At 60.1% G+C, this 18,648-nt stretch carries 18 protein-coding genes and 1 pseudogene; 7 read left to right on the plus strand and 12 right to left on the minus strand.

All coding sequences use genetic code 11. The features are described from left to right. On the plus strand, window positions 1-743 hold a 743-nt coding region (locus tag AYJ54_RS04930; RefSeq protein ID WP_063696775.1), incomplete at its 5' end, for an IS481 family transposase. Window positions 744-1,022: 279 nt separating this feature from the next. Then, on the plus strand, window positions 1,023-1,904 hold the full coding sequence (locus AYJ54_RS04935; RefSeq protein ID WP_136623446.1) for a hypothetical protein: 882 nt from the start codon (window positions 1,023-1,025) through the stop codon (window positions 1,902-1,904). 153 nt (window positions 1,905-2,057) lie between these two features. Here AYJ54_RS04935 and AYJ54_RS46700 read toward each other — a convergent pair whose 3' ends face one another. Then, window positions 2,058-2,534, minus strand: a complete 477-nt coding sequence (locus AYJ54_RS46700) for a metallophosphoesterase family protein (RefSeq protein ID WP_136623447.1) — start codon at window positions 2,532-2,534, stop codon at window positions 2,058-2,060. Window positions 2,535-3,400: 866 nt separating this feature from the next. Next, entirely contained in the window at window positions 3,401-3,775 is a 375-nt protein-coding gene (locus tag AYJ54_RS04945) for a winged helix-turn-helix transcriptional regulator (protein WP_063697000.1), read from the minus strand. A gap of 117 nt (window positions 3,776-3,892) precedes the next feature. Here AYJ54_RS04945 and AYJ54_RS04950 point away from each other — a divergent pair, with 117 nt between their 5' ends. Both AYJ54_RS04950 and AYJ54_RS04955 read left to right on the plus strand, forming a co-directional pair. Beyond that, window positions 3,893-4,822, plus strand: coding sequence for a zinc-binding dehydrogenase (locus tag AYJ54_RS04950; RefSeq protein WP_063697020.1), 930 nt, complete (start codon window positions 3,893-3,895; stop codon window positions 4,820-4,822). 100 nt (window positions 4,823-4,922) lie between these two features. Continuing rightward, window positions 4,923-5,171: an NnrS family protein gene (locus AYJ54_RS04955; RefSeq protein WP_063697001.1), complete on the plus strand. Its 249-nt coding sequence runs from the start codon at window positions 4,923-4,925 to the stop codon at window positions 5,169-5,171. Between the two features lie 123 nt (window positions 5,172-5,294). Here the strand turns inward: AYJ54_RS04955 and AYJ54_RS04960 are convergent, their stop codons facing one another. The 6 genes and pseudogenes from AYJ54_RS04960 to AYJ54_RS04980 all read right to left on the minus strand — a co-directional run bounded on the left by AYJ54_RS04960 (window position 5,295) and on the right by AYJ54_RS04980 (window position 10,815). Further along, window positions 5,295-6,737, minus strand: coding sequence for an FAD-dependent oxidoreductase (locus tag AYJ54_RS04960; protein ID WP_063697003.1), 1,443 nt, complete (start codon window positions 6,735-6,737; stop codon window positions 5,295-5,297). Window positions 6,738-6,781: 44 nt separating this feature from the next. Beyond that, window positions 6,782-7,765 (minus strand): ABC transporter substrate-binding protein, encoded by a 984-nt coding sequence (locus AYJ54_RS04965; RefSeq protein WP_063697004.1) that lies wholly within the window; start codon window positions 7,763-7,765, stop codon window positions 6,782-6,784. Between the two features lie 2 nt (window positions 7,766-7,767). Beyond that, window positions 7,768-8,565: an ABC transporter ATP-binding protein gene (locus tag AYJ54_RS04970; protein WP_063697006.1), complete on the minus strand. Its 798-nt coding sequence runs from the start codon at window positions 8,563-8,565 to the stop codon at window positions 7,768-7,770. Then, window positions 8,562-9,344 (minus strand): ABC transporter permease, encoded by a 783-nt coding sequence (locus AYJ54_RS04975; protein ID WP_245328895.1) that lies wholly within the window; start codon window positions 9,342-9,344, stop codon window positions 8,562-8,564. Before AYJ54_RS04975 ends, AYJ54_RS04970 begins: the two co-directional genes overlap by 4 nt. Window positions 9,345-9,679: 335 nt before the next feature. After that, window positions 9,680-10,026: pseudogene (locus tag AYJ54_RS46705) on the minus strand (ATP-binding protein); the annotation flags it as partial. A gap of 15 nt (window positions 10,027-10,041) precedes the next feature. Then, window positions 10,042-10,815, minus strand: coding sequence for an IclR family transcriptional regulator domain-containing protein (locus tag AYJ54_RS04980; RefSeq protein WP_063697007.1), 774 nt, complete (start codon window positions 10,813-10,815; stop codon window positions 10,042-10,044). Between the two features lie 132 nt (window positions 10,816-10,947). Here AYJ54_RS04980 and AYJ54_RS04985 point away from each other — a divergent pair, with 132 nt between their 5' ends. The 3 genes from AYJ54_RS04985 (at window position 10,948) to AYJ54_RS04995 (ending at window position 15,505) form a co-directional block, all read left to right on the plus strand. Further along, a complete protein-coding gene (locus tag AYJ54_RS04985; RefSeq protein WP_063697009.1) occupies window positions 10,948-12,285 on the plus strand; it encodes an FAD-dependent oxidoreductase in 1,338 nt (445 codons plus the stop codon). Between the two features lie 119 nt (window positions 12,286-12,404). Beyond that, window positions 12,405-14,141 (plus strand): FAD-dependent oxidoreductase, encoded by a 1,737-nt coding sequence (locus tag AYJ54_RS04990; protein ID WP_063697024.1) that lies wholly within the window; start codon window positions 12,405-12,407, stop codon window positions 14,139-14,141. A 272-nt stretch (window positions 14,142-14,413) separates the two neighbouring features. Beyond that, window positions 14,414-15,505: an MFS transporter gene (locus AYJ54_RS04995; protein WP_082905487.1), complete on the plus strand. Its 1,092-nt coding sequence runs from the start codon at window positions 14,414-14,416 to the stop codon at window positions 15,503-15,505. Window positions 15,506-15,541: 36 nt separating this feature from the next. Here AYJ54_RS04995 and AYJ54_RS05000 read toward each other — a convergent pair whose 3' ends face one another. From AYJ54_RS05000 to tnpA, 4 genes are read right to left on the minus strand one after another with little or no spacing between them, the layout of a single operon-like run. After that, on the minus strand, window positions 15,542-16,186 hold the full coding sequence (locus AYJ54_RS05000; RefSeq protein ID WP_063697013.1) for a UPF0149 family protein: 645 nt from the start codon (window positions 16,184-16,186) through the stop codon (window positions 15,542-15,544). Then, window positions 16,183-17,733 (minus strand): IS66 family transposase, encoded by a 1,551-nt coding sequence (gene tnpC / locus AYJ54_RS05005; protein ID WP_063697015.1) that lies wholly within the window; start codon window positions 17,731-17,733, stop codon window positions 16,183-16,185. The genes AYJ54_RS05000 and tnpC overlap by 4 nt, the downstream gene beginning before the upstream one ends. Window positions 17,734-17,783: 50 nt before the next feature. Continuing rightward, complete coding sequence (tnpB, locus tag AYJ54_RS05010; RefSeq protein ID WP_063697016.1) at window positions 17,784-18,140, minus strand: IS66 family insertion sequence element accessory protein TnpB; 357 nt, start codon at window positions 18,138-18,140, stop codon at window positions 17,784-17,786. Then, the gene (gene tnpA / locus AYJ54_RS53415; protein ID WP_063697018.1) at window positions 18,137-18,559 is read right to left on the minus strand and encodes an IS66-like element accessory protein TnpA; all 423 of its coding nucleotides are present in this window, start codon (window positions 18,557-18,559) and stop codon (window positions 18,137-18,139) included. The genes tnpB and tnpA overlap by 4 nt, the downstream gene beginning before the upstream one ends. Between the last annotated feature and the right edge of the window lie 89 nt (window positions 18,560-18,648).

Here is an 18,648-nt window from a genome sequence, read left to right on the forward strand (position 1 = left end):
GCGCTGCGGTCGAGGTGTTGCGCCGGCAGCGCCACACCGGCCAGCAGATTGCGGCCGAGGTCGGGATCTCTCCGGCGACCGTCAGCCGCATCCTGCAACGGTTGGGATTGAACCGGTTGCGCGACCTGGAGCCAGCCGAGCTGGTGCGGCGCTATGAACGCGAACATCCCGGGGAGTTGATCCACATCGACATCAAAAAGCTCGGCAAGTTCAACCGTGTAGGCCATCGCATCACCGGTGATCGAACTGGCCAGAGCAGCCTGCGTGCCCGCGGTGAAGGACCTGGCTGGGAATACGTCCACGTCTGTATCGACGATGCCTCCCGCATCGCCTTCAGCAAGGTCATGAAGAGCGAGCGAAGGAGCTGTGCCGTGTCTTTCCTCAAGGCAGCGATCGCCTACTACGCCAGCCTGGGCATCAAGGTCGAGCGGGTCATGACCGACAACGGCTCTTGCTACAAATCCTTTGCCTTCCGCAAAGCCTGCAGACGTCTCGGCCTGAAGCACATCCGCACCAGGCCCTACACGCCCAAGACCAACGGCAAGGCTGAACGCTTTATCCAGACCAGCCTGCGCGAGTGGGCCTATGCCCGCGCCTACAACACCTCAAAAGAACGAGCCGACGAGCTGCCGAGGTGGCTTCACCGCTACAATTGGCATCGGCCTCATGGCAGTATCGGTTCCGTGCCACCCATCAGCAGACTCGCTCTAAACAGGAACAACCTGTTGAGGCTCCACATCTAGTTGGAACTGCGACAGAGCAGGCTTGTTTACCACGCGACGGACATGAGAAACGTCTTCTCGATGAGAGCATGTGCTGCTTTGATAGCGCTAATGTTTGTGCCCGCAATCTCTCCGCCGCTCGCGGCTGCTGAAGACACTTCAGTCTTGACCTATCACGGAGACAACCGTCGAAGCGGGAATTTTGTCGTTCCGACCCTCCTAGGACAAAGCCAGATCGGTGCAGCTGGACCGGATGTTCGAGGCCCGTGTTGACGGCGCCCTCTACGCCCAGCCGCTCTATTGGCGCCCTTCGGGTTCGAACACCCAGATGCTGTTTGTGGCGACGGAGGACAACGTCGTTCAGCCTTCGACGCGACAACCGGCAAGGAAATATGGAAACGCGTGGTCGGGCGTCCGGTTCGAGCTTCGTCGTTGCCATGCGGGAATATCAATCCGCTTGGCATCACCGGCACTCCGGTGATTGATCCCGCCACCGCAGCCATCTATCTCGACGCAGCCGTCGAGCGGCCGAACGGACCTCGCCACGAGGTGTTTGCGCTTTCCTTGAAGGACGGTGCCGTCCTCCCCGCGACCGGAAACACGTTCGGCGCCGCGACCTGGAGCGATGGAGAAGCTGTGTTTCGCGTTGGAGCCGACTTGCGGCGCAGTGAAAACAAGAGCGACTATTTTGCGCCGTCGGATTGGAAGACGCTCGATGCTCGTGATGCCGATCTCGGAGGCAGCAATCCGTTCGCCGGCGCAGGCGGCGGCCAGGCCTTGATGTTGGCCCTGGGCAAGGATCGCAAAGCCTATCTTCTTGATCGAAAGAGCCTTGGCGGCATCGGTGGTCAATTGGCCGCCGAAACCGTATCCGAGTTACAGATCATCACCTCGCCGGTCACCTATCCCGTCGGCAATGATATCTTCGTTGCTTTTCAAGCGCCGGGCGCGCATTGCCCGCCGCCGGGCCGGCGGTATCAGTTGACGGTCTTAAAGATAGCCGCTGGCGCGCCACCGACGATGACGACCGCCTGGTGCGGCGCGCTCCGCGGCCGCGGCTCCGCTATTGTCGCCACGGTCATTCCAATCCGATTGTGTGGGTGCTTGGCGCCGAAGGAGACAATCGGCTGTACGCGTTCCGCGGCGATACCGGCGAGCCGATATTTACCAGCGAGCCCTTAAGCGGTCTGCGACATCTGCAGACGCTCATCGCGACGGCAGACCGCCTCTATGTCGGCGCCGATAGGCGAATCTATGCGTTCAGTTTCTGAATTTCTGGAACGTAAGCGAGATCGAGGCCAACGCTAGCTGGCGCCTAGTGACCGATAATCAGTACTAGTCGATGCTGGCAGAACCAAGATGATGAATGAATGGCCGAAGGCCGCCGCTGGTCAGCTCCAGTATGGCCAGAGTGACGGGCAAGTTAAAACGCCGTGGCCCAGCGCTCCCTGGATTAAGATAAAGCACACCCTGAATGATCTCGATCCGGGGCCGATGCGAGTGGCCGGAGATGACCACGTCAACTCCGCAGGATACAGGATCAAGCTGCAGTTCATGGATATCGTGCAGCACGTAGATCGAGCGCCCGCCGAGCCTTACCATCTTGGTGTCGGGATAACGTTCCGCCCATTGACCGGTATCGACATTGCCTCTGATTGCAATCACAGGCGCAATCCGGCGGAGTCCGGCGATCACGTCGGGCCGACCGATGTCGCCAGCGTGGACGATATGCGCCACCCCGGCCAGGCGTTGCTCAGCCTCTGCACGTAGGAGCCCGTGAGTGTCCGAAATGACTCCAATCCTCACATGCACCAGCGTCCCTGCTTGGCCGACTTTACGGCCAACAATAACGATTAGTCTGGCCGTGTGGTCCAGAAATCGATCGGATCGATGCACCGCGCGAAGATGGCCGCTTGAATGAGCGTCGCGTGGGAGAATGGGCAATTCCTGTTCGCATTGATATTTCAAGGAAATTTTCCCAACTGAGCCAAAAATCCGGTCCTTACAGATCAATGGCTTGCAGCGAAAAATCCAACTATGAGCGCGCGCCAGCATGGCAGCTCGGCGCAGAGCCAAGGCATCGGGGGTTCGAGTCACCGGAGCGCTACCGCCAATCCCCACACTGGCCAGGCTTGCGATACGTGATCCAATCCTCCGCCTAGAGCGGTTCATGCGCGCGCAAAGAGCCTTCGCTTCGCCGATCGGGCCTTTTGGCCTCCCAGCGAGTGGATGTAGTTCCAAGCACGCCCGATCCATCTCTCAAGGAATGACACTATGCTTGAAGGTAAAAGCGGGCTTCAAGGCACCTAATCAGATCAATAGCTTACAGAGGAATTGTAAATCGAAACCGAGCTACCCCACACGGCCTGCGACCCTCTGCGTCCCGAACGTAAGTAGCGAACGACAAGGTCAACTAAACCCGGGATTGTTGGTCCAGTCCGCTGGTCGCGAGGCAGCGGACTGATGTTGGATCTAGTGACAAAGCAGTCATCACGGACCGCTCGCTTCGCAGCAAAAGACGACCAACGATCTTCCACCATCGAAAGAGCTATCGCCGACCGGCAGGCGCAGCTAAAGGCGATCGTAGGTCAACTCTCGACGCTCAGCCTTGAATCGCTATGCTCACGCGTCTCGGATGTCATCGTTTTGGACGACGCGCCGAGCGCGCACGCTTCCTATCACGCAACGGGCTTGGTTTTCTGAAACCGTGCACGCGCTCGCTTGATTTCGTCCATATAGTCGTATGTCCAACGCCTGATTACCGACACAGCCTGACTGAGGCTGCGCCCCAATGGCGTGAGGCTGTATTCGACCGTGACGGGTACGGTGGGCGTCACCTTCCGAGCGACCAGACCATCTTTCTCGAGACCTCGCAGCGTCTGCGTTAGCATTTTTTGCGTGACGCCTCGAACGCGTGTGCGCAGCGCCGAGAACCGCAACGTTTTTTCTTCGAGTGCGAGGATCACCAGCATCGCCCATTTGTCCGCAATGCGGCTCAACACTTCGCGCGTCGGGCACTGCTCATCCAGAACGTCATACGGGTCAGCTGTCATCAAAAGCCTGGTTTCCCGCAGGTGCCTAATCCACCAAAAGGTGCGTTCTTCAAGTCCGATCGATCGTACCCCAAATTGCGGATGCGAACATGCTCTCGCTTAGAGGAGTTGATCAAGATGAAAGCATTTGTACCGACTGGTGACACATCGAATTTGGCCCGCTTGGCGGACGTGCCCGAGCCTGTCCCAGCACCGCACGAAGCGATCGTTGCGGTGACAGCCTATTCGGTCAACCGCGGCGAAACCTTCCTTTTAGAAAAGCCGCCATCGGGCTGGCGTCCTGGCAAAGATATCGTCGGGCGCGTGATCAAAGAGGCGGATAGCGGACAAGGCCCCAAGAGAGGCACGCGGGTGGTCGGTCACCCACCGGCTTTCGGCTGGGCCGAACGCGTCGCCGTGCCCGTCGATAACCTTGTTGCACTCACCGAAGGCATTTCCGATGCGCGAGCTGCCGCGCTGCCTCTGGCAGGGTTGACGGCGCTCCGCCTAACGCGCGTCGCTGGTCACCTAACGCGTAAACGCATTCTCGTAACCGGGGCATCGGGTGGTGTCGGTCATTATTTGACGGAGCTTGCCACACAGCAGGGTGCCGAGGTCAATGTCGTCACAGCATCGCCCGAGCGGGCCGAACGTCTGAAAGCACTAGGCGCGGAAAATGCAGTTTTCGATGTCGCTGAAGCGAAGGGACCGTTTGATATTGTCTATGAGTCTGTCGGGGGCGAGTCCTTACCGATTTCGCTGAGCAAGCTAAAGAAAGGGGGGAATCTTATTTGGTTTGGCCAAGCCAGCCGAAAAGCTCCTCGAATAGATTTCTTCGCATTTTGGAACGGACCGGTATCCGGGAACATCCGTCATTTCGACTACACTGATTTCGACGGGCCGGTCTCTGACGATCTCAAGATTCTCGTCGATCTTGTTCGGGAGGACCAACTTCATCCAGAGATTGGACTGGAAGCCGACTGGACGGAAACGCCTGATGTGCTGCATCAACTACGCAATCGTGGAATTCGCGGAAACGCAATTCTCACCGTGACCGCTGCCCCCTAGCAGTTACGATGAGCTGGCGTGACCGGTGGTGCATCGACCCGTCAAAGCGCAACCAGGAGCTGCCGGCCATATGGGCCGTTGGTAGCTGGGTTCGTATCATTTGGCGGACATCAAAACGCTGCGATGCGGCCGCGGCGTCTTACCCCTCGGCGCGAAGCTCGCCTTTGCCTGCGCCGTCGCGGCGGTGCTGCTGCGTGTCCTGCCCGACATGGGCCTGATGCCGCATCCGCCCGGACCGCCATACGCCGCCGTTTCCCTCTTGTCGGCGGCTGCCTTCCTGCTGTGGCTGGGAAATTACTGGCGACTGCTGAGCGATCCAAAAACGCTAGGTGTGAAAGGCTGCGGATGAGGCCGATGGAATTGCGTATCTCGGCCGGATAGGCCGGACACAAACTCTACGCCGCTTGCGACGGCGTCAAATGTTCAAGCAGACTAAAATCGAGTAAAACGCAAACCAGCGTGTGGAATACTATCAGTCATTGAACCGGTAGGGCTGCTTCCATTCGAGAGTCTTGGGCGTATCATTCTTTTCCAGTGCAAGAGCCGCGGCGAAGCCGGCGATCTCGCCGGTCTGCGTGCACCATGTGAAATTGCGCATGGCCATGAAGATCGTCTCGTATGAGAATGACATTGAGGCGCCCACCAGAAGCAGATTGTCGATGCCTTTCGGCAGGAAGCTGCGATAGGGGACCTCGAAGGTGTGCTTGCGGTGACCGTTCCAGGTAAAGGTGCGGGTCATGGGCGGCGTCACCGCATCGGGGAAGGTCCGGTTGGCCAGCACGTCGTCGAGCGTGAAACAATACTCGCCCTCGGGATGGCGACCATCGCGAATGCCGAGCTGTCGCCCGACATGAACGATGAAGGAATTCTCGAAACCCGGCACGTACTTTTTCAGGAATGCCGCTTCGGCGTGGATGAAGCCGCGTAGCTCGCGAATAGCACGCGTATTGTCTTCGGTGCTCTCATCCATGTGCAGCGCCCATTCATAGGGCACATTCTGCCAGAGGAGGAAGCTGTCGTCGGACAGCATCGGGCTCATGTCGACGGTGGGGTGGCCGATATAGTACTCGCCATAGACTTCGGTGCCGCCCATGCGCGGACGGTAGACCATGTCTGGCAAATCGCCCGCCGCCTTTGCTTTCGCGATCAGCTTCTCCAGCTTGAGGTCGCCGGTTTGCGTCTGGTAGCGGCGCAGCGCCGGATAGTCCACACCGCTGATCATCCACAGCAATCCGCCGGGGACCGGGCGCTCGACGCCGTCCCAGTCGGCGCTCTCGGGTTGGCCGCCGCCGCCGCGACGGCACACCACGCCCGCTTTCGCCGCAACCTCGCCGGTGCCCGACCCTTCAACGAAGATCTTGCCGCGGATGGCGAACAGGCCCTCCTGGCCCTTGACCACGATCATGCTGATCGAGCTGTCTTTACCGGCGTTCTTGCCCATCACCACGTCGACGAAGGTGCAGCCGTAGATTGTCTGCACCCCGGCCTCCTCCAGCATCGCCATCATGATATTGCCGGCGCCGTCCGGATTGAAGCTCATCCGCTTGAATGGCGTGCCCGGCTCGAAGTTGCGCTCATAGTGAGACAGCGGATTGCCGGCCCAGCCCGGATGGGTCTCCTTGGTGGCGGTGTAGACATAACCCTCGGCATCGAAGCGCCGCATCAGTTCGGAATGGATGCCGCCGACGCCCGGTGCCGCATGCCCCTGGAGGCCGCTCGTATGAACGCCGCCAGGCATATCGTACTTTTCGACGACGATCGTTCGCACACCCATGCGCGCTGCCTTCAGCGCCGCGCCGAACCCCGCCGGGCCGGCGCCGATGACGACGAGGTCGGCCTCGTAATTCACCGGTATCCGGCGATCGAAGGCGTCCGGTGCAACCGCCGTACCCGGCGAAAAACGCGAAGTGGTCATTTCCGTATCCTCAAAATTGAAGCGCTTCCGTCTGAGTTCGAGCTCTAGCCGGCGAAGAAGCCGCTGTCGGCGGGCTTCGCGAGAATTCCCTGGCGGACCAGGATTTCGGATGCCGAGGTGACCGTCTTCTGGAAATCCGGATCTGAGGCTGCGTTGTAGTCAAAGCGCAGGCGACCGGCCGACTTGGCGACCTTCAGCACCTTGGTTTCAAGCATGGTCCTGTCGGCATATTTCTCCGCCAGCGCGTCGAAATCGGCGTCGATCCCCTTCACGCATTCGGCGAACATTGCATTGAGCCGCTTGGCCATGTCGAGCGAACGGTCGAGAAGCTCCTTGCGCACGTTGATGCAGAAATAGGGAAGGCTCTGCGAGGTATGTTTGCGGAAGGCCTCGCCCGCGTTGAAGATGATACCGAGATCGGATCGCCGCTCGATGCCCTGGGAGATCATCGGCTCCCATGCGACGGCGGCGTCCGCCCTGTCGGCGATGACGAGCGTGACGCCCTGGGCAGGATTGTCGGCGTTCTGGACCCGGGCGACCTTCTCGATGTCTATGCCCTCGAACTCGCTGATCAGCGCCTTCGTCATGCGATAGACGCCGGACTGCTGGGGCGCGACGATCATCTTTCCCCTGAGTTCGGCAACGGGTTGGGGCCCATCGGCGGTGGCCACGACGCCGACCATATCAGCCGTCATGAGCGAGCACAGCAGACGGCAGGGCACACCTGCGCGATATCTCGTGAGGAACGGATCCCAGCTACCGATGACCATGTCGAAGGTGCCGGCGACGAAATCGTTATAGAGCGTGCCGATCGAGGAGTTCAGGATCGGCTCGGCGAGCTCGAGGCCGTTCTTCTTGTCGAGGCCGTTGTCGCGGATGTAGTCGTAGAACATGACCGTGAGACCGGGCGAGGCGGTCGCGGCACGGATCGGCGCGGCTTCCTGCGCGCGCAGCACGCTCGGCGCAGCCAGGGCGCCAAGAGCCGCGGCACCCGTGATCATCATGTTCCTTCGCGTGATGGTCGACATTGTCATTCCTCCCGTTCGTTTTGTTGCTGCTTGCCTGTATCTTCTCCGAGCGCTGCCGCGATCTGGCTGCGCGTGCGCCCGACGACGGTTTCGTCCGTGGCCGCCTCCCGCAGGGAAAGTTCCAGTTTCACATGACCCCCGGGTCCGAGGACGATGACCCGGTCAGCCATCTCGATGGCATCGTCGAGCCGGTGGGTCACCAGGAGGCAGGTCTTTCCGTATTCGCGCGCCACCGCGCAGAAATCCTGCCGAAGCTCGTGCGAGGTCACATGGTCGAGCTGGCTGAAGGATTCGTCGAGCAACACCAGTTCAGGGTCCACGGCGAGTGCGCGGGCGAGCGAGACGCGCTGCCGCATGCCGCCGGAAAGCTCGTGCGTGTATTTGTTCTCCGCGCCAGCCAGATTGACGCGCGCAAGCCATCCCGATGCTATCGTGCGCGCCTGGTCTTTCGGCTTGCCCTGTATCAGAAGGCCGAGTTCGGCGTTCTCCACGGCCGTGCGCCAAGGCAGGAGGCGGTCGGTCTGGAAACTGACCGCGAGCTTGCCTTTCAACGCCGAGAACTGGCGGAAGGGATCGAAACCGGCCACCATCACGCGGCCGCTGTCTGGGGCGAGCGTGCCCATGATGAGATTGAGCACGGTGGTCTTGCCGGCGCCTGTGCGTCCCAGCAGAGCGACGATCTCGCCCTTGGCGACGGTGAAGCTCAATTTGTCGACCGCCCGATAGGAGCCGAACTCCTTGATCACCGAGTTCAGTTCGATGATCGGAGGCAAACCGGGATTGTGCGCAGAAACCGTCATCGAACCGTCGCCTCCGGACGCCAGTGGAGACCGAGCTTCTCGATACCCGCAACGATGGCCTGAAGACTGATGTTCAGCACGATGAGGAAAAAGGTCCAGGCGAGCACCTGATCCATTCGGAATGTCGATTGCGCAAGTCCCATTCTTGAGCCGACACCCACGGCCGAGGCGACGAGCTCGGCGAAAATGACCATGCGGATGGCATAGCCAACGACGGCCTTGGTGGTGGTCAGCACATAGGGGACCAGATGGGGGATGATGAGGTAGCGAAGGACCTGCGTTCGATTGGCGCGGAAACTTTCGATCATGTCGAGCAGATCGCGCGGAAGCCCTCTGATGCCGTCATAGATCGTCAGCGCGTAGAACGGCAGAAGGATCATCGCGAGAATGAAGAAGATCCGCACTTCCGGATTTTTGAACCAGAAGACCGCAAGCAGGATCCAGGAAAGCGCGGGAATGCCCGTATCGATGACCACCAACGCCTTGATGAAAGACCGCAACACACCGAACAGCCCCATGACGAGCCCTAGGATGATGCCTGCCGTCATCGCGAAGAGCATCGCTAGGCACAGCCTGCCCAAGGTGATCAGCACATGCGTGTAGTCGGTCGTTGCGAGCGCCACGATAGCGCGCGCCACCTTGAGTGGTGACGGCATGATGTATTCCGCGACATACCAGCTCGACACTTCCATGGCGCCGAGAAGGCATATGACAACGACGACCATGGCGCCAAAATCACCGAGCTGCCACCACTCGCCGGAAGGCCGTTTTTCCTTCAACCGACTGCTATCTGCTTGCTGCAATGCCGTTCACCAATCCCGTCGCTTCGCCCGCTACCAATTTCATTTGTTCGCTATACGAACTATATGTCGTTTTGCGAACCTACGATTACGGTGCCAGCCTTGTCAACATCTGCTCAGTGTGAACACGCGATAAGTATTGATGAGCGTGGAAGCGGAACCCCGTCTTCTCGCGCAAAAGGGACCCCTGTTTTGGGTGAAGAAGGGCACGGCAGGTAGCGCCCGATCAGGCGAAGCTGGTCGGGGTTGCAAAGCCTGATCGGGCGCGGCTCGTTGGCTTTTCGGCTTTAGCTTTGAGAGCGGCTCTTGAAGCGTCAGGATTCGTTTCCGGTCTCGACGATCTCGCAGTGGTGGGTCAGGCGATCGAGCAGCGCGGTGGTCATCTTGGCATTCGCCGAATGCCAGGTTGGTGGTGATGATGACGCTGGTGCGCTCGTAGAGTTTCGAGACGAGGTGGAAGAGCAGTTGCCCGCCAGCCTGGGCGAAGGGCAGATAGCCGCGTTCGTCGAGCACGACAAAGTCGAGCCGCGTCAGGTGGTCGGCGGTACGGCCCTGCCGGCCGGCGCGGGTCTCGGTCTCAAGCCTGTTGACCAGGTCGACGACATTGAAGAAGCGTCCGCGCGCCGTTGCGGATCAGCGCCCGGGCAATGGCGATGGCCAAGATCCCATCGGTTGGTCAACTGGCGGTATCGAGCGTACGGACAGCCTCGCGAAGATAATTGAGGGCCTTTTTCGGTAGGTCTTTGGCGTTCATTTGCGATGTGTGGGCACTCACGCACACTGCATAACAACGGCCAACGCGTGCGTTGCGAACGGGCATGGCCATTGAGATCAGACCGCGCTCGATCTCCTGATCAACGAGGCTGTATCCTCGGCGTTGGATCTCCTTCACAATTTCTGTGAGGAGCTTCGGGTCCGTTTCGGTTTTCGGCGCGAGAGGCTTGGTGCGCTCGCTCCGTATAATCCGCTCGATTTCGGCGTCCGGAAGGCTACTCAGCATTGCGCGCCCCATTGAGGTGCAAAACGCTGGCAGGCGGCTCCCGATATCTGAACGGATTGTCAGCAACTGATTGGTCGGGGCTCTGGCGACGATCACGATTTCCTCGCCGTCGAGCACCGACATCGTAGCTGATAGGCCCGATTTCGACCTGAGCTCGCGCAGTACAGGTTCCGCGAGCTGAATAATCGTTTGCGACGACAGATAGGCATATCCCAGTCGCAGGACTCGCGGTGTGAGACTGAAGGTATGTCCGTCAAAATCAGCATACCCTGACGCCACTAGGCTGCGCAGAATACGCCGGGCGGTAGCCTTTGTCGTTGAGGCCGCCTCGGCCACCTCGGTGATAGAGAGTCGTCTACGCCGCTCCGAGAAAATCTCAATAACTGCCAAACCTCTAATGAAAGAGGACAACTGCTCTTTGTCCCTGCCGTCCGGCGCTGTGATGTCCATTCGTAAGTCCCTTATCGCGTGCTCATACGAAATGAGCAGATCACACCCGGTATTGACAAGGCTGACCCTGTGATCGTAGGTTCGCAATATGATATATAGTTCGTATAGCGAACAGGATAAGAGGGCGAAGCGATGTTCGCAAGCGGTAAAAAGCAAAGCCTGAGAAAAGAGTACGATGTCGTCGTTGCCGGAGGAGGCGCATCAGGTCTGATCGCGGCCAAAGCAGCTGCTCGGAATGGCGCGAAAACACTTCTCGTGGAACGGCAGGGTTGCCTCGGCGGGGTTGGTACGACCTGTTACGTCGCTCAGTACATCGGCTTTTTTAACGGTGAGCTGCAGGCCGTTTGGGGAACGCCGAATGAATTCCTGAAAGAGATCGTGAAGGCCGGCGGAAGCGACGGATTCACATATTACACAATGGCTGAAGCCTCGGCCTCACCCATCAATATTTACAACTTCCCCTTTAATCCCGAAGTCGTGAAATACGTTGCGGACGACTTTATTCAAGAAGAGAACATACACGTCCTGTTTCACGCGCAGGTGGCCGACGCGCTGGTCCAGGATGGCACTATTTCTGGCGTGGCGCTGCAATGTGTCGGCGGCCGGATCGAAGTTGCCGCGAAAGCGATCGTGGACGCGACGGGCGATGCGACCGTCGCGCATTCGGCAGGCGTTCGGTTCCTATCTGACAGCAGCGAGATCGATCAGAAGCAGCCAACCTCACTCGTGTTCCGTCTCTCTAATGTCAATGTAAAGCGGTTTCGTTCGATCCCGCGCGAGCGGAAACGCGAGCTAGCGCTGGCTGGCATTAAGAAGGGGGAGATCTTCTGGGAAAGCCTCTCCTTCATGAGCACGCCCGGCGGGCATGACGCCATTTGCCTTATGAGCCGCATCAGAGGCCTCGACATGCTCGATGCGGTCGATTTGAGCGAGGCGGAATATGTTGGCCGCCGGCAGGTGCAGAGCATCGTAAAGTTCCTCCAAGAGAACGTCGACGGATTTGAGAAAGCGGTGCTTGCCAACATTGCCGCGCGCGTTGGCGTACGGGAAACCCGGAGAATCCACGGTCGCCATGTGCTGACTCTCGAAGATATTTTGGAAGACAGGCAGTTCCCGGACTCTGTGGCTCTGGGGTGCGGCCCTGTTGACGTCCACGATCCCAATGGAAGTGGAATTACCCTGATGATGCCGGAGCGCCCCTGGCAGATTCCGATGCGGAGTCTCCTGCCGGATGGCATCGAAGGTTTGATCGTGACCGGGCGTGCGATATCGGCCACGCACGAGGCGAATGCGGGCTCCAGACACATGGCGACTGCTATGGCACTCGGTGAAGCAGCCGGAACAATGGCCGCTATCGCCGCTGAAGGGGGGGCTTCGACGGCGGGCCTGGATCCTAAAGTCGTTCGAGGTCGCCTGCGCGCTCAATCCGCTGCCACCTCGGTGGAGGACTGCCATCGGCCTGATGGATAGCGAACCGAATACGATGATGAGTGCGCAAGGATCATCACGGCCGGTCATCAAGACGGTAGCAAATGCGAGTGACTTCGACCTGGAGTCCGTTGGCGCCTCAAGAGGTTGATAACGGCGCGATGCAGCAAGAGACGTACGACGTTTTGATCGTAGGTGGTGGAGCTGGCGGGCTCGCAACAGCGGTGACGGCCTCGAAGCTGGGCGCGCGCGTCATTCTTGTCGAAAAGTCAGACGTGCTTGGCGGTGTTGCGGCCTATTCCGGCGGCGTCCTTTGGATTCCGGGAAACAAGTTCGACCGCAACCCTATCAAAAGCGGCCGTGAATATCTGACCGCCGAATTGGGCGACAATGGGTTTCAAGAGGACATAGACCTCTTTCTGAAAAGGGGGCAGGAGATGGTCACGTTCTTCGAGGAACGGACCTCGGTAAAATTCCTGCCCTCCGACTATCCCGACTACCATCCCGAAAACCGCAGCGGATCACTCGCGGGGCGGGCCCTTTACACGGCAGCAGTCGACGGCGCCCAGCTTGGGCCGTCGCTGAAGCTGCTTAGAACTCCCCTCCAGACCATGACCTTGTTCGGCATGATGTTGAACTCGGCTACCAAGGATCTGACCCATTTCTATAACGCGACGTCTTCCTTCCGGTCGTTCATTTTCGTTGCCAAGCGGATCGCAAGGCATCTGTGGGAACTGTTGCTCTACCGGCGGAGCGTTTCGCTCACGAGTGGCAACGCGCTTGTAGCCAGACTCTTAAAATCGGCAGTGGATCAGGGCGTAATTATTCGAACCAATGTTAGCATTGCGGAGCTCCTGTTATCGGAAGGAAGAGTCATCGGAGCAGTCCTCGGGGATCAACGTTCGGGCCAGAAAATATTTGCCGAACGCGGTGTAGTGCTTGCGTGTGGCGGTTTTCCAAATGACGCGAAGCGCGTGGCGCAACTCTATCCGCATGTAAAAAGGGGCGGCGAGCATCTGTCTCCTGCACCCAAATCCAGCACTGGTGATGGCATAAGGCTCGCCGAGAGCGTCGGGGCCGATTTTCGCGGACTAGCTGGACGGCCGGCGGCATGGATGCCGATGTCCAGAGTGCCGACCCGTGGGGGAGACTTCGCAGTCTTCCCGCATATCGTCGATCGGTACAAGCCGGGCGTGATCGCGGTCCTAGAAGATGGGACGCGTTTTGTGAACGAGTCCAACTCCTACCATGACTTTTGCGAGGCGCTGATTGAAGCTTGTGAGGGTCTTAGTGAGACGGCCGCATGGCTGATCTGTGATCACTTGACCCTGAGAAAATATGGGCTGGGATACGTTAAGCCGCGACCATTTCCCCTTCGGTCAGCGTTGACGAGCGGATATTTGACGAAAGGCGGAACGGTTTCGGAGCTCGCGACCAGAATCGGCATCAACGTCACCGGCGTACAACAGACAATCGAGACCTACAATGCATACGCGGTGAGCGGCCAAGATCCCATGTTTGGGAGAGGTACCAGCGCGTTCAATCGATACTTGGGTGATCCGGCTAATAAGCCCAATCCGAATGTTCGCCCCGTTTCGGAACCACCCTTTTATGCAATCAAAGTATTCGTTGGCGAAGTCGGTACATATGCCGGACTAGCAACTTCTCCCGATGGCGAGGTTCTGGATCGAGAAGGCAAGATTATTGATGGTTTGTTCGCAGCCGGTAACGATCGCGCGTCGATTATGTCAGGAGGCTATCCCGGTCCTGGTATTACGTTGGGCCCGATACTTACTTTTGCTTATCTGACCGGGTCACGACTGGCTCGAGGTGAACGTGATCGTGTGGATATTTTAAACACGGCTTCAACTCGCTCAGGTCGGACATCGTCAATATGAGTGCCTGGCATGGCAAGCCAAATCAGAGGAGTTTCGAGCCAGGGAAAAGACGAAACGCCTCGACCAAAAGACGCACCTATGGCGTCGATGAGAGGAGCCGGCGATGGCCGCCATCGATCCCTCTCAATCGGTCGCGCGGGCGCACGATGAGTGGCGCATCGAGGCCATCGCGGCCCCGCACGCCTGCATGGTCGTCGAGCCCCAACTTGCGCCGAAATTCTCACGCGTGTCGCCGACTAAGCGGCAGCGGCCGTCCTTAATCGGAGCAAACCATGACCATCGCCGAAGACGCAAGGCTCAACATCCAACCTTGTACCGACCAAGCCGGTACCGCAACGACCATTTCGCCCAAGCCTTACCGATGGGTTGTACTAGGGATCGCGTTCACTGCATTGCTGATCACCTTCCTTGATCGGCTTGCATGGGCCAACGCCAACCTCCTAGCGAGCAAGTCATTGGGGTTGCCCCTGGCCGAGCTCGGCGTTTTCGTCACCGCATTCTACGTCGGCTATGTCGCAGCCAACGCACTCGCTGGATTCGTGACCGACCGTATTGGTTCGCGGCGCATGCTGTTTCTGGCGCTCGCCCCCCTGGCGGCCGCAACGTTCATGTTCGGATTCACGTCATCATTTGCTATGGGGCTGGCGCTCCAAGCGATGATGGGCGTATTCGCCGGAGCAGACTACGCAGCTGGCGTGAAGATTCTAGCGTCATGGTTCGAGCCGTCCGAACGCGGCCGTGCACTCGGACTCTATCTGACCGCGCCGTCAATTGGCGTCATCCTCGCAAACGCGGTTTTTCCGAGCGCGCTCGACCTGGTCGACTGGCGCGCTCTATACTGGGGTCTCGGAGCCTTGACGGCGATCGGCGCCCTGACTTGCCTTGTCGCGCTGACTGACTCGCCCGACGAAATGGTGCGGAACGCAACGGGGATGCCGTCGACCGACTCAGGCGATTGGCGCCGGGGTCTTTCGCTGGTCGCCCGCAACAAGAATCTTGTGCTGATTGCCATTGCAGGCTTCGGAGCGAATTGGGGAACATGGGGGTTCGCCTTTTGGGCGACCGCATTGATGGTGCGCGGCCACCAGCTCACCAGGGTCGACGCCGGGGCGGTGACAGCAATTTTCGGGGTCGCTGCGGCGGTGGCGAAACCGCTGTACGGGTATCTCTCTGATCGTCTGGGTGGCAAACGTCGTAGTCTCGTGATCTACGATCTTATTGGTTTTTGCATCATGCTGGTCGTCTTCGGTCAGATCGAATCGAAGGGCGCCTTCCTGCTTGCTGCGCCCCTGCTTGGCGTGACCGCATTCATCTACAGCCCGTTGCTCGCAGCATTGATCACGGAGAGCGTCGATCGATCGTAAGCGGTACGAGAGGGCCACGGACTTGGCGCGGACGGCCTACGCGCCACGCTTGAAGCGTATAGGCATCCAGAACTGCCGCAGGGCCTCGACGGCTGCTGGAATGTCGCGCCAGGCGTTTTGGACGATGGGCGGCGTTCCCAGCTTGTGCCGGGCCGGGGGCAGCAAGGGCCGACCGGCGTCATCGATGTAGTGGACCAGGATCGGTCGCAGCATAAGGTGTTCGGTTCCGTTCGGGGAGAGAAGCCGCGACCAGACGAGAAGCCGAAGCTTCATGACGGCGTAGAAGCCCATGCACCAGGGCTGCGGGTCGACTTCGCCGTCCTGCGATCGCACGAACAGTGGCTCGAAGCTCTCCGGTCTCGTCGACAGTGTCTCGCTGATCGCGTTGTGGCGCATCAGCGTGGCGGCGATCGCCGAGAACTCCTCGGTGTCGTGATTGAAGGCATCGGGATCGACGCCGAGGAGCGGGCACACCCATTCCTCCGAGGCCATCGAGACCGGCCCGGCGACGACAGCGGCCACTGCGCCGTCGAGCATGGAGAGCGACGTCGCCCGCGGATGCCGAAGCGTCGGCGACCTGGCGCGCTCGCTCATCCATTGTCCGAGCCGTTCGAACGACATGGCATAGTCCGCCATCGTCGTCTTGGCCGGTTTTCCTCGCCGTCGCTTCGGCTTCGTCATGCCACAGCCCGCTTGTCGGCTTCGCGTGCGGCCTTCCAGTTCCAGGCCAGAAGTTCGTGAAGCTGGTTGACCTTCGTGGCGCCACTCACTATCCGCTCGAGAACGTCGACGAGATAGGCCTCGGGGTCGAGGCCATTCAATTTGGCCGTGTTAAGAAGCGAAGAGAGTACCGCCCATGTCTCGCCCCCGCCCTCGTCACCACTGAACAACGAGTTCTTTTTCCCGATCGCAATTGGCCTGATCGATCGCTCGACGGTGTTGCTGTCTGGCTCGAGCCGCCCGTCATCCAGGAACGCCGTCAGGCCCTGCCAGCGTTCGAGCATGTAATCGATCGCCTTGATGAGCGTCGAGCGGCAGGAGATTCCGTCTTTCACCGCGACCAGACGGGCCTTCAACGCCTCCATCATCGGCTTCGTCTCGGCCTGTCGCGCCGCGCGGCGTTCTCCGGCGTCGAGACCGCGGATCCTCTCCTCGATCGCGTAGACGGCTGCGATGCGCTCGATGACCTCCGCGGCGAAGGGTGAGTTCGTCGTCTTGTGCACCCTCACGAAGTTGCGGCGCGCGTGAACGAGACAATACGCCAGCTGGATCTTGCCCGACATCTTCGCATCGCCCACCAGCGAGGCGTAGGCGGCATAGCCGTCGACTTGCAGCACGCCTTCGAAGCCGGCCAACTGCGCCACGATCTCCTTCTTGCCGCGACCGCCCGCGAACACATAGGCGACCGCAGGCGGTGCCGGACCCTTCCACGCCCGATCGTCCGTCGCATGCGCCCAGAACTGGCAGGTCCTCGTGCGGCCGCGTCCCGGGTCGAGCACCGGCATCGGCGTCTCATCGCAGAACAACCGCTCGAAGCCGTGCATGGTCTTCAGTTGCAGATCGTAGAGGCCCCTGACCAGCCACGCCGCGCTCCCCATCCAGCGCGCCAGCGTCTGACGGTCGACGACGACACCCTGGCCCGCCAGGATCTGCGTCTGGCGGTAGAGCGTCGATTGCCAGGCATATTTGGCCGCGGCGATATGCGCGATCAGCGCCGTCGTCACCATGCCGCCCTCGACGAGCCGCGCCGGTGCCGGGGCCTGGACGATCGGGCCCTCACAGGCGCGGCAGGCATATTTGGGACGGATCGTGCGGAGCACACGCAGCCACGCGGGAACCCGATCGAGCGCTTCGCTGCTCTCCTCGCCGATCCGATGCATCTGACCCGTGCAGCACGGGCAGAGCGTGGACGCCGGCTCGATCACCCGCTCGACCCGGGGCAGATGCGCCGGTAGCGCGCCGATGTTGCGCCTCGCTTTGCGCCGCTTCGGTCTCGACGCGTCCGGTTCGTCATCGTTGGCCGGAGGCTGCGCGCCGGCGGTCCGTTCCAGATCGAACGCGATCTGTTCGGCACAGACGATCGCCGAGCGCTCCGATCGCGAGCCGAAGATCAGGCTCTTCAACGTGGCGATCTCTGCGCGCAGATCGTCGTTCTCGCCTTCGAAAGCCAGCACCATCTCGGCGAGAGCCGCAGGGTCAGAGGGGAGATCTTCAGGGCGAAGCGCCATATCGCAGAGCTACACGAACACACCCGGACTCGCCAGCAAAACAAGACGATTCAGGCGACTTTCGTCGGCCGCTTCGTCACCTTCGGGACCACACGCGACCACTCCGCAAGACCTTCGATCAGCATCGCCAGTTGCGCCCCCGTCACCAGCATCGTACCCTCGCGAACAGGTGGCCAGGCGAAGCTCCCATTCTCGAGCCACTTCGTCGCTAGAACTATTCCAGAGCCGTCAAAAACGAGAAGCTTCAAACGATCCGATCGCTTCGATCGGAAGACGTAAACGTCGCCGCTGTAGGGTTTGCCGCCCAATCCCTCCGCCACCAGCGCGACCAGGCCATGAACGCCTTTGCGAAAGTCAATCGGCTGCGTCGCGACGAACACACGGATCATTGGACCGAACGTGATCATCGCATCGATCTCACCGCCGCCAGCACGCGCTCCAGCGTCGCGGCGTCGACGCCGACGGGCACGCGCACCGTCGCGCCCGCGATCATCACCTCGATCCGCTCGGCCGGACCCGCCAGAACGTGTGGCTTATCGATCACGTTCGGCCGCGCCTCGACGGCGTCATCGAGCCTGACCTGCACGAACTGCGGCCCTTCGCTCGACGCAAGCCGCGCATTGCGCCGCCACACACTGAGCAGTCCCCGGTTGACCCCGTTGCGCCGCGCCACCTCGGAAATGCTCGTCTCCGGATCGGCGCTCTCGGCCACGATCCGCGCCTTCTCTGCATCGCTCCAACTGCGCCGTCGCGTCTCCCCCGTGATCACTTCGATCCGCTGATAGGAGGCGGCGTCATGCCTGTCTTGATGTCTGTCTTGATGCATGGAGTCAGTGTCCCTCGCGCTGTCGAATCTAGGCGCGAGTCTCGCTCATGCCGTCCACCTAAACGAGGTGGGGTCGTCGTACCGCTATC

The organism is Bradyrhizobium centrolobii, from assembly GCF_001641635.1.
Classification (GTDB): domain Bacteria; phylum Pseudomonadota; class Alphaproteobacteria; order Rhizobiales; family Xanthobacteraceae; genus Bradyrhizobium; species Bradyrhizobium centrolobii.